15 protein-coding genes and 2 tRNA genes are annotated in these 15,104 nt (G+C 63.8%); 5 read left to right on the top strand and 12 right to left on the bottom strand.

The genetic code is table 11. The features are described from left to right. Positions 1–93 precede the first annotated feature (93 nt). Entirely contained in the window at positions 94–414 is a 321-nt protein-coding gene (locus tag IAE36_RS07180; protein WP_028633363.1) for an I78 family peptidase inhibitor, read from the bottom strand. 257 nt (positions 415–671) lie between these two features. Between IAE36_RS07180 and IAE36_RS07175 the strand changes: the two genes are divergently transcribed. Then, entirely contained in the window at positions 672–863 is a 192-nt protein-coding gene (locus IAE36_RS07175; RefSeq protein ID WP_028633364.1) for a hypothetical protein, read from the top strand. Here IAE36_RS07175 and IAE36_RS07170 read toward each other — a convergent pair. Genes IAE36_RS07170 through IAE36_RS07140 form a run of 7 tightly spaced genes read right to left on the bottom strand, consistent with a single transcriptional unit; the run spans position 856 to position 7,764 of the window. Then, on the bottom strand, positions 856–1,857 hold the full coding sequence (locus IAE36_RS07170; RefSeq protein ID WP_201211474.1) for a nucleoside hydrolase: 1,002 nt from the start codon (positions 1,855–1,857) through the stop codon (positions 856–858). The two genes, IAE36_RS07175 and IAE36_RS07170, sit on opposite strands and share 8 nt — an antisense overlap. Positions 1,858–1,901: 44 nt before the next feature. Continuing rightward, positions 1,902–2,300, bottom strand: a complete 399-nt coding sequence (gene rbsD / locus IAE36_RS07165) for a D-ribose pyranase (RefSeq protein ID WP_201211466.1) — start codon at positions 2,298–2,300, stop codon at positions 1,902–1,904. After that, positions 2,297–3,205, bottom strand: coding sequence for a ribokinase (gene rbsK, locus IAE36_RS07160; protein WP_201211458.1), 909 nt, complete (start codon positions 3,203–3,205; stop codon positions 2,297–2,299). Before rbsK ends, rbsD begins: the two co-directional genes overlap by 4 nt. A 9-nt stretch (positions 3,206–3,214) precedes the next feature. Beyond that, the gene (locus tag IAE36_RS07155) at positions 3,215–4,237 is read right to left on the bottom strand and encodes a LacI family DNA-binding transcriptional regulator (protein WP_201211456.1); all 1,023 of its coding nucleotides are present in this window, start codon (positions 4,235–4,237) and stop codon (positions 3,215–3,217) included. Positions 4,238–4,241: 4 nt separating this feature from the next. Next, entirely contained in the window at positions 4,242–5,237 is a 996-nt protein-coding gene (locus IAE36_RS07150; RefSeq protein ID WP_060483210.1) for an ABC transporter permease, read from the bottom strand. Further along, entirely contained in the window at positions 5,234–6,787 is a 1,554-nt protein-coding gene (locus IAE36_RS07145; RefSeq protein ID WP_201211454.1) for a sugar ABC transporter ATP-binding protein, read from the bottom strand. The genes IAE36_RS07150 and IAE36_RS07145 overlap by 4 nt, the downstream gene beginning before the upstream one ends. 20 nt (positions 6,788–6,807) lie before the next feature. Then, positions 6,808–7,764, bottom strand: coding sequence for a sugar ABC transporter substrate-binding protein (locus tag IAE36_RS07140; protein WP_201211452.1), 957 nt, complete (start codon positions 7,762–7,764; stop codon positions 6,808–6,810). 349 nt (positions 7,765–8,113) lie between these two features. On the opposite strand from IAE36_RS07140, the gene IAE36_RS07135 reads away from it, so the two are divergent. Together IAE36_RS07135 and IAE36_RS07130 are read left to right on the top strand one after the other, a co-directional pair. Continuing rightward, on the top strand, positions 8,114–9,202 hold the full coding sequence (locus IAE36_RS07135) for an asparaginase (RefSeq protein WP_201211450.1): 1,089 nt from the start codon (positions 8,114–8,116) through the stop codon (positions 9,200–9,202). 207 nt (positions 9,203–9,409) lie between these two features. After that, positions 9,410–10,720 carry a hypothetical protein gene (locus IAE36_RS07130; protein WP_201211448.1) on the top strand — a complete coding sequence of 437 codons (1,311 nt, stop codon included), beginning with the start codon at positions 9,410–9,412 and terminating at the stop codon, positions 10,718–10,720. A gap of 9 nt (positions 10,721–10,729) precedes the next feature. Here the strand turns inward: IAE36_RS07130 and IAE36_RS07125 are convergent, their stop codons facing one another. Continuing rightward, the gene (locus IAE36_RS07125; RefSeq protein ID WP_201211480.1) at positions 10,730–12,838 is read right to left on the bottom strand and encodes a TonB-dependent receptor; all 2,109 of its coding nucleotides are present in this window, start codon (positions 12,836–12,838) and stop codon (positions 10,730–10,732) included. Between the two features lie 161 nt (positions 12,839–12,999). Here IAE36_RS07125 and IAE36_RS07120 point away from each other — a divergent pair, with 161 nt between their 5' ends. Both IAE36_RS07120 and IAE36_RS07115 read left to right on the top strand, forming a co-directional pair. Further along, entirely contained in the window at positions 13,000–13,242 is a 243-nt protein-coding gene (locus tag IAE36_RS07120) for a DUF1654 domain-containing protein (protein ID WP_201162320.1), read from the top strand. A gap of 6 nt (positions 13,243–13,248) precedes the next feature. Next, positions 13,249–13,965, top strand: a complete 717-nt coding sequence (locus IAE36_RS07115) for an endonuclease (protein WP_201211446.1) — start codon at positions 13,249–13,251, stop codon at positions 13,963–13,965. Positions 13,966–13,980: 15 nt separating this feature from the next. Here IAE36_RS07115 and IAE36_RS07110 read toward each other — a convergent pair whose 3' ends face one another. The 3 genes from IAE36_RS07110 to IAE36_RS07100 all read right to left on the bottom strand — a co-directional run bounded on the left by IAE36_RS07110 (position 13,981) and on the right by IAE36_RS07100 (position 15,002). Next, on the bottom strand, positions 13,981–14,550 hold the full coding sequence (locus IAE36_RS07110) for an SPOR domain-containing protein (protein ID WP_028633377.1): 570 nt from the start codon (positions 14,548–14,550) through the stop codon (positions 13,981–13,983). 132 nt (positions 14,551–14,682) lie between these two features. Next, positions 14,683–14,759 (bottom strand) — tRNA-Val (locus tag IAE36_RS07105). A gap of 166 nt (positions 14,760–14,925) precedes the next feature. Beyond that, positions 14,926–15,002 (bottom strand) — tRNA-Val (locus IAE36_RS07100). Positions 15,003–15,104 lie beyond the last annotated feature (102 nt).

Raw genomic sequence — 15,104 nt, 5'->3', positions numbered from 1 at the left:
AAAGTGGATTGCGCCAGCTTTGAGATTTTGTGGGAGACAGTTGCTCCCACAGGTTGCTGCTGGCTGCCTTGAGAGCCAGCCAGGTGTTAAGGGTTAACCGCAGTTCACGCGGGTAACACGGCCCTGCTCGTCCACGTTCAGGTTCAAGCGCTCGGAGCGGTATTCCAGCGTAACCACGTCATGCGGCTTCAGGATACGGGCCATTTGCGAGCCACTGGCTTTGCGCGCCTGCTCCAGCAGCTCGGGGCTGCCTTGCTTGCCAACGGCAAAATCGGCACCACTGGCCTCGCAGCGGCCGTCGTTGCCAGCCGGTGCCGCCGGCGCCTGGGTGCCACCAGCATCACCGCCAGTGCTGCAACCCGCCAGCACACCAGCCACCGCCAGGGTTGCCAACAAAGCACGGGTACGGAACATGAAGCCTCCTAGATCGAATGGGAACTGCCTGATCCGACCATCGCACCAGGAATTCGTTGCAAAACCGCCCAAGTCTGCCTGAACGCCCCGAGCCGGGCGCGGCATAATCGTGACCGAATTTTACCGCTACAACCAAAGGCCCCTTGGTTTGCCCTGCAAAGTCATGATTTACTTTAAGAAGTGAAGGCATAGTGCCTCCTGCGAATACCAGGGTAGGGTGTTCGTTTTTTCGTCCAGGCCGCAAGCGAGAGCCTTCCATGAGCAGCCACAGCATCGATGCCGACATCAAGGTCAAATGGGCGGAGGGCCAGAGTGCGTACAGCCCCGGCACCCCGGAAGAACTGCTGCTGATCGCCGTCGACCTGCTGGTGCGTGACCGCGGCGGCGAAGCGGCGCGCAGCTTCATCGACCAGGTGGTCGAACGCTACGCGCCCCGCCCCGCTACTTGAGGCGTGCCAGGCGCTCGGCCAGCAGGTCGAACAGGCCCTGGGCATCACCCTCTTCCACCCACATTACATTGGCAGGTTGCTTGAGCACGCCGTACCAGTCGGCAACCGTCTGGCCGAAGGTGGGCCCTTCGCGGCTGTCGACACTCATGTGAATGCGCCGGCCGCTGAACATCTGTGGCTTCAGCAGGTAGGCGATCACGCTGGCATCATGCACCGGGCCGCCCGGCATGCCATACAGCTGCATGTCATGGGTAATGTAGGCATTGAGTATGTCTACTACGCGCTTGCTGGCCTGGGTATTCACGGCCGCCAGTTGCTTGAGGCGCGCTTCGCTGGTCAATAGCTTGTGGGTCACATCCAGCGGCAGGTAGGTAAGCTGCACGCCACTGGCCAGCACCACTTGAGCGGCATGGGGGTCTGCGTACAAGTTGAATTCGGCAACCGGCGTGATGTTACCGCCGTTGAAATGAGCACCGCCCATCACCACCACTTCCTTGATGCCCTGGGCAATTTCCGGGCGCTGGATCAGCGCCAGTGCCAGGTTGGTCTGCGGGCCGAGCATCGCTACCGTGATGCTGTGGGGCTTGGCAGCGCCCAACGTGTCTACCAGGTACTGCACCGCATTGCCCGCCGCCAGGGGCTTGGCCGGCTCGTGCACCTGCACGCCGGTGATGCCCTCCTCCCCGTGCACTTCGGCAGCGTAGATGGGCGCGCGCACCAGGGGCCGGCCAGCACCAGCATACACCGGGATATCCTCGCGGCCCGCCCACTCACGGGCCAGCCGGGCGTTACGCGAGGTTTTCTCCAGCCGCACGTTGCCAGCCACCGTGGTGATGGCGCGGACCTTGAGTTCATCCGGCGACGCCATGGCCAGGAACAGCGCCACCACATCGTCCGCACCGGGGTCTGTGTCGATGATCAGGTCGATGGGTGCGGCTTGAACGGTCGACGCTGCGGCCATGAAGGCGATACCTTGTAGCAGGGGTTTCAGCATGATGATGGCACTCCTGTTGCCGATGGGTTGTGGCTAGCCAGGGCTCAGAACGTGACCCCGGAGATCAGTGCAATATTGCTGTAGGGCTGGCATTCACCGGTGCGCACGATGGCGCGGGCACTGCGCGACAGCACCTTGAAGCCCTCGTGGTCCAGCCATTCACGCTTGCCCAGCTTGCCTTTCAGGCGCTCGATTTCCACCAGCGCCGGGGGTACCACCGTTTGCATCTCCTCGGCCAGCACGTGGCGCTCCACCTGCAATTCGCTCAACACCACCCGCAAAACGCTGGCAAAGTCAGGCAGGCCGGGCGTGACTGCCAGGTCGATCAGCTCCACCCCGGGGGGCACCGGCAGGCCGGCATCGCCAATCACCAGGATATCGCCATGCCCCATGCCCGCGATGGTGCGGGACAGGGCGACGTTCAGCAGTGGCGTCTTCTTCATGGCGCGACCTCGGCCAGATGGGGAATGGAAGGTTGGGCCCCGGCGCGGGTCACCGACAACGCCGCGGCGCGCTGGCCGAACGCGATGGCATCGCCCTCCTCCAGCCCCCGCACCAGGCCGGCTGCGAAGCCGCCAATGAAGGTGTCACCGGCAGCCGTGGTGTCCAGCGGCTGCACCACCGGCGCCGGGTAGTGCTGGTGCCCGTCGGCGCTTACCCGCAGCGCGCCCTGCGCGCCAAGGGTGATGATCACCTTGCCAGCGCCCAGCGCCAGCAGCCGCTCACCTGCCTGTAGCGCGCTGGCCTGGTCGTTGACCGGTATGCCGGTCAGCGCCTCGGCCTCGCTTTCGTTGGGCGTGAGGTAGTTGATGTGCGGGTACCACGATGCCGGCAGCGGGCCACTGGCAGGCGCCGGGTTGAGGATGACCTGCTTGCCCAGCTCATGGGCCCTGGCCAGGGTCCAGGCAACCGTCTCCAGCGGCACTTCCAGCTGGCAGATCACCACTTCGGCGGCTTGCAGCAGCGCGTCGAAGCGCTGAACCGCCTGCGGTGTCAGCAAGCCGTTGCCGCCCGGGATGATGACGATGCAGTTCTGGCTGGCCGCATCCACGGTAATCAGCGCCACGCCACTGGACACGCCCGGGCAGGTGATCACGCCCTGGCAATCGATACCCTCGGCCGCCAGGCCGTCCCGCAGTTGCTGGCCGTAGCCGTCATCGCCCACGCTGCCGACCATGGCCACGCTGCCGCCCAGCCGCGCCACCGCGACGGCCTGGTTGGCACCCTTGCCGCCCGGGGCGGTAAAAAAACGGTCGCCGGCCAGCGTCTCACCGGGCCGGGGCAGGCGCTGAGCGCGCGCCACCAGGTCCATGTTCAGGCTGCCGACTACCACCACCTTCGCACTCATGACATTTCCTTAGCGGTGATCGTTGAACAAGTCCGGGCGCGGCCCGGTGGATTCGCGCAGCACAATGCGCGGGGCCACGATGCGTTGCTCCGCCTGGCCAACACGCGGCGCAACGATACGCGCCAGCAGCAGCGACGCGGCGCTCTCGCCCAGTTCGCGGATGGACTGGCCGACCGTGGTCAAGGGTGGATACACGTAGCGGCTGAGTTCGATATCGTCAAAACCGATCACCGACAGCTCGGCAGGTACGCTGATATTGCGTTCAGCCGCCGCGCGCAATACGCCAAACCCGATCATGTCGTTACCGGCGAAGATGGCCGTGGGCCGCTTGCCGTCGAGCAGGGCCGCGGCGGCGGCATGGCCACCCGGGCTGGTAAAGTCGCAGTGCTGCACACGGCCGGGTATTACCGGCACACCGGCCTCGCCCAGGGCGCGATGGAAGCCGCCCAGGCGCAGTTGGGTCACCCCGGTGTGCGCCGGGCCGCCGATGTAGGCGATATCGCGGTGGCCCAGCTCCAGCAGGTGCCGGGTGGCCAGGTAGGCGCCCTGTTCGTGGTCGATGCGCACCAGGTCGGCATCCACGCCTTCAAGCTCGCGGTCGACGATCACCATCGGCGTGCGCACGCCGGCCAGGCTCTGCAGCAGGTCGTCGTCCTGGCCTACCGAGCCCACCACCAGCCCGTCGATGCGTTTTTCCAGCAGCACGCGCAGGTAGTTGCGCTGCTTCTGCGGGTTGTCGTCGGAGTTGCACAAGATCACGCAGTAGCCGTTGCGCTCGCAGGCATCCTCGATGCCCCGGGCCAGCTCGGCAAAGTACGGGTTGACGCTGTTGGGCACCAGCAGGCCGATGGTGGCGGTGCTGCGCGCTTTCAGCGAGCGCGCCACGGCGCTGGGTACGTAATCCAGCTGGCGGATCGCGTCTTCGACCTTTTGCCGCACCGGCTCGCTGACGGGCCGGGTCTTGTTCAGCACATGGGACACGGTGGTGTAGGAAATACCGGCCAGCGCTGCGACATCTTTGATGGTTGCCATGTTGTCAGGTCCGCCGGGCTGCACGCCGGCTGCGGTAAGTGTCGAGCACCACGGCGATGACGATGACCGCCCCGGTGATGATGCGTTTGGTCGGCTCACTGGCGCCAATTTGTGCCAGGCCTGCGGCCAGCACTGAAATGATCAGCACCCCGAAGAACGTACTGATGACCGAGCCGCGCCCACCCATCAGGCTGGTGCCGCCGATCACCACGGCGGCGATCACCTGCAGCTCCAGGCCAGAGCCGGCGTTGGGGTCGGCCGCTTCCAGGCGCGACACCTGGAACAGCGCCGCCAGGCCAGCCAGCAGGCCCATCAGGGCGAACACCAGCACTTTATACGGGCGCGGGTCGATACCGGCCAGGCGCACGGCTTCTTCGTTGGTGCCGATGCCGATCAGGTAGCGGCCGAACACCGTACGGGTCAATACCAGTTGGGCCAGCACGATCACCAGCAAGGCGATGATGAAGGAAGGCGAGATGCCAAAGGCCACAGGGTTGGAAAACCAGGCATAGGTATCGCCGATGTACGCGGTGCGCGAATCGGTGAGCTGATAGGCCAGCCCACGGGCCATCTCCAGCACGCCCAGCGATACGATGAACGAGGGAATGCGCCAGGCCACGGTCACGGCACCGGTCACGCTGCCGGCCAGGGCAGCTACCGCCATGCCCAGCAGCGCGGCGGGCACCATGCCCCAGCCCCACCCCAGAATGGCCACGCTGACCGTGGACGCCGCCAGGGCCAGCACCGAGCCCACTGACAGGTCGATACCGCCGATGATCAGCACGAAGGTCATGCCCACCGCCAGCACCATCAGGTCGGGGATCTGGTTGGCCAGGGTGCTGAAGGTGTTGTACGACCAGAAATGGCTGCTCAGGAACGAGAACAGCACGATCATCGCCAGCAAGGCGCCGGCAAGGCCCAGGTAGGTACCCAGGCCCAGATAAGTACCGCTGCGGCGCGCCGGGGCAGCGCCTTGGTTGTCGAGCGGGGTGGTTTTCATGCATCCATCCTGGGAGCTGCGTTGTGCAGCATTGCGTCACGTTTCTGATAACCGGCAAAGGCCGCGGCCAGCAGTTGGTCCTGGCTCCAGTGCTCGCGCTCGAAGGTGTCTATGAGGCGCCCGGCCGACAACACGGCGATGCGGTCACAAATCAGCATCAGCTCGCGCAGGTCGCTGGACACCACCACCAGCGCCTTGCCCTGGCGGGCCAGCGCTGCCAGCAGGCCATAGATGTCGAACTTGGCCCCCACATCGATGCCGCGGGTGGGCTCGTCGAACAGCAGCACCTGGCAGTCGCGCTCCAGCCAGCGGCCTATCACCACCTTCTGCTGGTTGCCGCCCGACAACTCGCCCACCACCTGATGCGGGCCGGCGCTGCGAATGCGCATGGCCTGGATCTGCCGCTCGGCCAGGGCCCGCTCGGCATCAGCGTTCAGCACGCCGGCGGTGGAAACCGCGCCCAGGTTGCCCAGGGCAATGTTCGCGCTGATCGACTGGGTCAGCAGCAGGCCCTCGCCCTTGCGGTCTTCGGTGATCAAGGCGATGCCGGCCTTGACCGCAGCCTTGGGTGAATCGATGCTCACCCGCTGCGGCGGCTGGCCCAGGGCAACACTGCCGCTGTCGGCCGCGTCCGCGCCGTAGATCAGGCGCAGCAGTTCGGTACGCCCGGCGCCGATCAGGCCGGAAATACCAAATATCTCCCCTGCCCGCACCTCGAACGACACATCGCGCACCTTGTCGCCACGGCTCAGGTTGTTCACCTGCAGCAGCGGCGCCCCCAGCTGCCGCTGGCCCAGGTCAATGTGCTCGCCCAGCTCACGCCCCACCATCAGGTTGACCAACTGGTCGCTGGTGTAGCGCTGAATGGGCTCATCGCACACCAGCTTGCCGTCGCGCAGTACCACGATGCGCTGGGCCACCTGTTGCAGCTCTTCAAGCCGGTGGGAAATGTAGACGATGGCCACGCCACGTTGGCGCAGGCGCTCGATCTGGGTGAACAGCAGCTCCACCTCGCGCGCCGTGAGCATGGCGGTGGGCTCGTCCAGAATCAGCACGTGGCAGTCGCCGATCAGGTTGCGGGCGATCTCGACCATCTGCTGGTGTCCAATGCCCAACTCGCCAACCGGCGTATCCGGGTCGATGGCATCCAGGCCCACCTGTGCCATGGCGGCGCTGGCCAGTTGGCGCAGGCGTTTGTGGTTGACCCAGCCAAAGCGGCTGGGCAGGTTGTCCAGAAACAGGTTTTCGGCCACGGTCAGGGTGGGCAGCAGGTTCAGCTCCTGCATCACCATGCGCACGCCCAGGCGCTCGGCGTCGCTGCGGCTGGCCGGCGCATAGGGCTGGCCACGGTACTGCATGTGCCCGGTGGTGGGGGTTTCCAGGCCACTGATGAGCTTGGACAAGGTGCTTTTGCCGGCGCCGTTCTCACCCGTCAGGGCCAGCACCTCGCCAGCGCGCAGGGTCAGGCTGACCTCGCCCAGCACCGGCTGGGCGTAGGTTTTGCCAAGGCCGCTGGCGGTCAGCACCACGTGTTGGGCCGATGCAGACATGGCCGTCTCTCCTGGCAGCATCAGGGCTGTTTGGTGATCAGTTCGACCGGGGTCTGGATGACGTTGTCGGCATCCACATCGGGCTTCTCGCCCTTGACCATTTTCAGCGCCGCCTGAATCCCGAACACCGCCTGCTGGCTGGCCGCCTGGTCCAGGGTGGCCAGTACGCGGCCATCGGCGATCATGGGCTTGATGGCGTTGATGTTGTCATAGCCCACCACTTTCACTTGGCCAGCCTTGCCGGCAGCGCGCACGGCAGACACGGCGCCCAGGGCCATGCTGTCGTTGCCGGCCAGCAAGGCTTTCAGGTCCGGGTATTCGTTGAGCATGCTGGCCGCGACCGCATTGCCCTTGTCGATTTCCCAGTTGCCGCTTTGCACCGACACGATCTTCATCTGTGCAGCGTCCATCGCATCCTTGAAGCCGGCCGTGCGCTGCTGGGCGTTGGTGGTGGTAGACACGCCTTCGATGATGCCCACCTGGTCGCCAGCCTTGAGCTGTTTGGCCAGGTAGTCTCCCACCATGCGGGCGCCCTTGCGGTTGTCAGGGCCTACGAAGGGCACGCTGATGCCTTTGCTCTTGAGCAGCTCAGGGTCCAGGCGGTTGTCGATGTTGATCACCACCACGCCCTGGTCCATGGCTTTTTTCACCGCCGACACCAGTGCCTTGGAATCGGCAGGGGCAATTACCAGCGCCTTGGCGCCGGCGTTGACCATTTGTTCAACGATGCGGATCTGTTCGCCGGTGTCGGTTTCGTTCTTGATGCCGTTGGCAACCAGGTCGAATTCGCCAGCGTGGGCTTTCTGGTAGTCCTTGGCGCCGTCTTCCATGGTGCGGAAAAACTCGTTGGCCAGGGACTTCATCACCAGGGCGACCTTGGGCTTGTCTTCTGCGTGGGCGGCAGACAACGGCAGGGCCATGGACAGGGAGGTTACAGCGGCAATGGCCAGCAAGCGGCCGGGGAATGGCAGTTTCATGGACGATGACTCCGAATCTTGTGTTTTTTATCGGAAAGCAAACGTTTGCGTTGGCTAACTATGAGAATAAGACCTGGTTTTGTCAATTGCGTTTGGTGGTAACCCTGCATGGCCGATTATCCAGACTTTTTCCGAAAAGCCGAACACCTTTTCCTACGCTTGTTCGGGATTGCGAATGGAATACTCGTACATCACAGGGTTGGCAACGGGGTGAGATTACGCGCACAGCGCGCCAATCGCGACCCGGGCAGGCCCTGCGCACGCAGCGCAGACGCGGCTGGTACGAAACATGCCTGAAGCTCTGCGCGACTCATAACGACCATCTCAATAGGAAGAGAGAACAAGAACGATGAATGCCGCATTGAAAACCTTCGCCCCCAGCGCACTCGCCCTGCTGCTGATCCTGCCCGCCACCGCTTCGGCCAAGGAAGCCGAAACCCAACAGAAACTGGCCAACGTGGTCATCCTCGCCACCGGCGGCACCATTGCCGGGGCCGGCGCGAGCGCTGCCAACAGCGCCACCTACCAGGCCGCCAAGCTGGGCATCGACAAACTGATCGCCGGCGTACCGGAACTGGCTGATGTCGCCAACGTGCGCGGCGAACAGGTGATGCAGATTGCCTCGGAAAGCATTTCCAACGAAGACCTGCTGAAACTGGGCAAGCGCGTGGCGGAACTGGCCGACAGCAAGGACGTGGATGGCATCGTCATCACCCACGGCACCGACACCCTGGAAGAAACCGCCTACTTCCTGAACCTGGTGGAAAAAACCGACAAACCCATCGTGGTGGTGGGCTCGATGCGCCCCGGTACCGCCATGTCGGCTGACGGCATGCTCAACCTGTACAACGCCGTGGCCGTGGCCAGTGACAAGCAGTCCCGCGGCAAGGGCGTACTGGTTACCCTCAACGACGAGATCCAGTCGGGCCGTGACGTGAGCAAGGCAGTGAACATCAAGACCGAAGCCTTCAAGAGCGCCTGGGGCCCGATGGGCATGGTGGTGGAAGGCAAGTCCTACTGGTTCCGCCTGCCGGCCAAGCGCCACACCCTGGATTCGGAGTTCGACATCAAGCAGATCAGCAGCCTGCCCCAGGTGGACATCGCCTATGGCTACGGCAACGTGACCGACACGGCGTACAGGGCGCTGGCGCAAAACGGTGCCAAGGCGCTGATCCATGCAGGCACTGGCAACGGTTCGGTGTCGTCGCGGGTGGTGCCGGCGCTGCAGGAGCTACGCAAGAACGGCGTGCAGATCATTCGTTCGTCCCACGTCAACCAGGGTGGTTTCGTGCTGCGCAATGCCGAGCAGCCGGATGACAAGAACGACTGGGTAGTGGCGCATGACCTGAACCCGCAAAAGGCGCGCATTCTGGCGATGGTGGCCATGACCAAGACCCAGGACAGCAAGGAATTGCAGCGCATCTTCTGGGAGTACTAATGCCCGGGGGCCGCAAGGCGGCCCCAACTTCCCCGCCTATGGCCAGCGTATACAAACACCCTGGCAGCCTCACACAAGACACCCCTCCCCCAAACGCGCCCTAATACGCCATCGCTGCCAACTGCGATGGCCGCTCGCCAGATGCGAGCGGTTCCCGTATAACAAGCGCGCCGTACAGGCAGCCAAAAACAAAAGAGGGATGTGCAAATGGTCAAACCGCAATCGCTGTGCAGCCTGGCCCTGGCAGGTTTGCTGGCCAGCCAGGCGGCCCCCGCCTACGAGCTGTACGCCGATGACGACACCCACCTCAACGCCGACATGCTGGCCGTGTGGGGCATGTTCAACAGCCGCAAGAACTATGACGGCACCACCGGCGGCTCTACCTGGCGCGAAGGTTTCATCAAGTACGGCGTCAGCGGCGACCAGGGCCTGGCAGGCAATGGCACTTTGTACGGCGCGTTGAACTGGGTGAGCTCGGGCACCTGGGGCGACGGCGATGCGGCCGGCAACACCGTCGGCACCGAACGCACCACCAAAACCGAAGAAGCCTACCTGGGCTGGCGCTCCGGCGACCTGTTCCCGGTGCTGGGCAAGGACGGCGTGGACGTTTCCGCCGGCCGCCAGGTGGTGCGCCTGGGCAGCGGTTTTCTGATCAACGACGACGGCCCCAACCTGGGCAAGGGCCCAGCCGATGGCGCCCTGAACCGTGGCGGCGCCTTTTACCTGGCCGCACGCCACGCCTTTGACCGCACCGCCGTGCTGCGCCTGGGCGGCAAGGACGGCCTGCATGGCAGTGTGGTGTGGCTGAAGTCCGATAACCGTGCCCAGGCCGAAACCGAACTGGGCGCCGGCACCCTGGACTACACCAACGAACTGGGCACCGTGGGGCTCACCTGGATTCACGGCATCGATGTGGCCGACCAGTGGGCCAGCGAGTTCCTAAAAGCCCGCGAAGGCATGAACGTCTACAGCCTGCGCGGCGAAGGCAGCGCCGGCATCGAAAACGCCAGCTTCGGCTTCGAATACGCCTGGCAGGACAAAGACAACGGCCCTGAAAAAGCCTGGTACCTGCAGGCCGCCTACACCTTTGCCGACGCGCCCTGGGCGCCGCAGCTCACCTACCGCTACACACGCTATTCGGCAGGCTGGGATTCGCTGTTCAGCGGCCTGTCGAGCGGTTACGGCACCTGGTTCCAGGGTGAGGTTGCTGCCAACTACGCCGGGCCGTTCAACAGCAACACCGGCATCCACCACGTGGGGCTGAAGGCCACCCCGCTGGAAAACGTCACGGTCGGTGCGCTGTACTTCGACTTCAATACTGTCAGTACGCGCAACCGCCTGAACCTCGACGCCCGTGAGCTGGACCTGTACGTGGAATGGGCCGTGAACCAGCACCTGATCATCAGCCCGCTGGTGGGCCTGTACCAGCCGCGCAAGGATGAAAGCAATGGTGGCAACCAGGTCGGGGGCAACGGCACCAACGTGTACAGCCAGCTGACAGTTGCCGTGCCGTTCTGAGGCCACTCGCTACCTGAACTGATACTCCAGCCCGGCGCCGGCATACCACGCGCGCCCGGGCGCGGCTTCGTAGTAGCGGCTGTTGCTGTCGCCCACGATCACCGAGCCCACGTACTGGCGGTCGAACAGGTTGTCCAGGCGCACCAGTTGGTGGAATGTCCAGGGCCCGGCGTGCTGCTCGAAGCGGGTGCGCCAGTTGAACACCGCATAGGCGGGGGCTGCCTTGGCGGTATTGCTGTCCTCCACGTACACCTGGCTACGGTACTGGCCTTCAACGCCCATGCTCACCCACTGTGCGGGCTTCCACACCAGTTCGGCATACAGGTTGTCCCGGGGCACGCCCGGCAGGCGGTTGCCGCTGTCGATCACCTTGCCGCCCTGGCTGAAATCATCGGCGTACCGGGCGTCGGTGCGCGTGTACACCCAGGTGGTCTGCCAGTGGTCACTCAGGTCGCTGTGCAGGCTGGCTTCGATGCCTCGGCGCAGGGTGCGGCCGGCGTTGCGGTAGCTGGTACGGCCGTCGGTGGCTTCGGCGACGATGATTTCATCGTCGGTGTGTATCTCGTACGCCGCCACATTCAGGCGGGTGCGCTCGCCCATGCGGTACTTGGCGCCCACTTCGTACTGGGTGCTGGTAGCCGGGCTCAAGCCAAAATTGAAGCGTTCCTGGGTGCCTGGCGCGTAGGCCATCTCTGCCTGGGTGGGGGTTTCGAAGCCCTTGCCGACACTCACGTAGCCGCGCAGGTCGGGCGTGAAGGCGTACATTACCGACAACGACGGGTTGGCTTTCTGGTAGCGCTTGCTGCCGCTGGCATCGCCGTTGGCCAGGTAGTGGTCGTCCACCTGCATCTTCATGGTGCTGTAGCGCACGCCCAGCTCGCTGGTCCAGTTGCCGATTTCCCAGTGCGCCTGGGCATAGGGGTCCAGGCTGGTTGCCGTGTCCTTTTCGTCGCGGCGCAATTCGCCTTTGACGCCCAGCTGGCTGCCACGGAAGTTCTGGAAGCCGCGGCGGTCGTCGGTGCTCTGGTCGTAGTCTGCGCCCACGGTGAAGGTGAAATTACCCGGCACGCTTGCCACCGGCTGTACCCAGCGCAAGGTGCCGCCGTGGAACTCGCGGTCGAAGTCCACCACCCCGCCACCGCGCTGGCTGTTGGACGCCACCTGCCTTGGGATGGACAGGTACTGCACCACGCTGCGCCGGCCGGCATACAGGTTGAACTGCAGGGTGGCCTCACCGAAGTAGCGCTCGTAGTTCATGCCCAGTTGCTGGTGGTCGATGCTTTTGCGGGTGTTGTAGGTCTCGGCCGCCGCTGCCGTGGAACGGGGGTCATGCTTGTAGGCCGACCACACCTGGCCCAGCGGATCCTGGGTGTTGTTCTGCTCCAGGCTGCTGTAGATGAAGGCCAGGCGTGAATCTTCGTCCGGCTTCACGTGCACCTTCGCAAAGGTCTGGTCACGGCGCGCAGCACTGTGGTCGCGGTAGCCATCGGTGTCCATGCGCGAGGCATCCAGCACAAAGCCACCGATAGCGTTGCCGCCTTCTGCAGACAGGTGATGCTTGCTGAACCCATCGCTGCCAACCGTCGTTTGCGCCCCCACGCGGGCTGGCCCCTGACCATCCCGGCTGAACATCTGAATCACGCCACCGGCATTGCTGCCGTAAAGGTTGGCGGCCGGGCCGCGCAACACTTCGATGCGGTCGGCCACGTCCAGGTTCAGCGTGGCCGCCTGGCCCTGGCCGTCCGGCGTGCTGGCGGGGATGCCATCGCTCAGCAGCTTGATGCCCCTTACCCCGAACGCGGAACGGGCGCCATAACCACGGGAGGATACCTGCAGGTCCTGGGCATAGTTCTGGCGGTTCTGCACCACCAGCCCTGGCACCTTGGTCAGCACCTCTGACAGGTTCACACCCAACTGGCCATCCGTGCCTTTGGACAGGTCCACCGTGTCGACGGAAAACGGCAGGTCGAACGTGCTGGTGGGCGTGTAGGCCCCGGTCACCACCATGGGGTCGATGACGATGGCGCCGGGCGCGTCGGCCAGCGCTTCGGCACAGGTGCCGAAACCACCGAACAAGACCAGTGCCAGGCGTGTGGGCGATTTGAAACGTAGAACCATTCGATACATGAGTCATTTCCAGAGAGTGCCGCCATTACAGCAGACCCTGGCAGAGAGCGCGAACACTGTGGCCACGGTGTGGGGAACTCGCCCTTCAAGGTGTTGCGAAATTCCTTACACTCAAATACTGTATGTGCATACAGCAAAACAAGGAAATGCCTGTGTCCAGCACCGCCTCTGCCACCCCGACCAGCTACCAACAATTGGGTATGCGTATACAGAAGATCATCAACAACCCCCTGGCTCAACGCAGCCGGGCCGCGTTGATCTTTCGGCTGGAACAGGAAACCCCGGAGGACTGGGACACCTTGCTGGCAGAAATTGCCGAGAACGACAACGTCACCCTCGCCTACCGCGACGATGGCGGCGTGCAGATTTTCTGGACCGTGCCCAAGGAAGACTGACCGCGCATGAGAGCCTTGCTTATCGCTGCCACCTGCCTGGCAGCCCTCGCGCCGCTGGCTCAAGCGGACGCGCCACGCACCTTTCAGGAAGCCAAGAAAGTGGCATGGACGCTGTACGCCCCGCAGTCCACCGAGTTCTACTGCGGGTGCAAGTACAAAGGCAACCAGGTAAACATGGCCTCGTGCGGCTACACCCCGCGCAAAAATGCCCAGCGCGCATCACGCATTGAATGGGAACACATTGTGCCGGCGTGGCAGATCGGCCATCAGCGCCAGTGCTGGCAAACGGGTGGGCGCAAGGCCTGCTCGCAGCATGACGACGCCTATAAGCGGGCTGAAGCCGACCTGCACAACCTGGTGCCCAGCATTGGCGAGGTGAACGGCGACCGCAGCAACTTCAGCTTCGGCTGGCTGCCCGAGCAAAGCGGGCAATATGGCCGGTGCCTGACCCAGGTGGACTTCAAGGCGAAAAAGGTCATGCCACGGCCGTCGATCCGCGGCATGATCGCGCGCACCTACTTCTACATGAGCAAGCAGTACAACCTGCGCCTGTCGCGGCAGGACAGGCAGCTGTTCGAGGCGTGGAACAAGACCTACCCGCCGCAACCCTGGGAATACCAGCGCAACCAGCGGGTAGCGTGCCTGATGGGGCGGGGCAATGACTTTGTCGGGGCGGTTGACCTGAAGGCCTGCACCGAAGGGCCGTACAGCGCCAGCCGATAGTGGCTGGCGCTGCCCTTAACGGGCGGCGCCGTGCTGGATGACGATGGAGTCGGTACCCAGCTTGGCCATGACCTCATCGCGCCGGGCCTGAGCTTCTTCACGGCTGGGGAACGGCCCCATCAGCACCACAGGCTTACCGTTGCGGTACTCCACGGATGACGGGATGCCCTTCTCGATCAGGCGGGCAGTCATGTCGCTGAGCGCACCCATGTTGGCCCCCTGAATCACCTCTACATCCCACCCCTCGGGGGCAGGCTGGTCGGCCAGCGCCTCGGCGCGGCGCTGCAGGTCGGCACCGCCACACAGTTCGCGAATGCGCAGGTTGCTGCCGGTATCATCGACGATGATGTCGTACTGCCCGTCACGCTTGATGGCCACATAGCTGCGGTAGGCCTGGTATTGCCCGGCATCGTCCTTACCGCGCACCTGGCCGCAGATAGTGCCCTGGGTGTCGATGCGCACGTTGCCGAACTTGGCCGTCTTGGGGTTTTGCAGGTGTTCTGCCACCTGCTTGTGCACGCCCTCGACCTCGTTGTCACAGCCCGCCAGGGCGAGCACCGCCATTACCACAGCCAGTTTGCGCACGCGTGTACCTCCAGATTCGAAGGGGCGGAGTCTACCATGCCCGGCACCGGGCCGAAGCGCGACCAAACGTTACACGCTGCGTCAGGCGCACATGCAAAAAGGGCGATCATTGCTGATCGCCCCTTTCGGATTTGGTAGGCACAATTGGACTCGAACCAACGACCCCCACCATGTCAAGGTGGTGCTCTAACCAACTGAGCTATGTGCCTGTCGTGTGGTGCGCATCTTAGTGATGCGCGGCACTGCTGTAAAGCTTTTTTTGCAGAAAAATCAAAACCTTTGGCGTGCCCAACGCCGCCCTGCCGCTGACCCGGCCTGGCTTTCTGCCGGTCATGAAAAAAGGGATGACCCTTTCGGATCACCCCTTCTTCGATTTGGTAGGCACAATTGGACTCGAACCAACGACCCCCACCATGTCAAGGTGGTGCTCTAACCAACTGAGCTATGTGCCTGTCGTGTGGTGCGCATTCTACGCATTCCAAAACCCCTGTCAACATTTTTTTTCGCGCTAACCTACTGAATTGCAAACCCTTTATTCCCTGTGACGGGTAATC

Origin of the sequence: Pseudomonas sp. S36 (assembly GCF_016647875.1) — a bacterium.
Lineage (GTDB): Bacteria > Pseudomonadota > Gammaproteobacteria > Pseudomonadales > Pseudomonadaceae > Aquipseudomonas > Aquipseudomonas parafulva.
The sequence above is the reverse complement of the archived record's forward strand: the minus strand, read 5'-3'. Positions and strand labels throughout refer to the sequence as shown.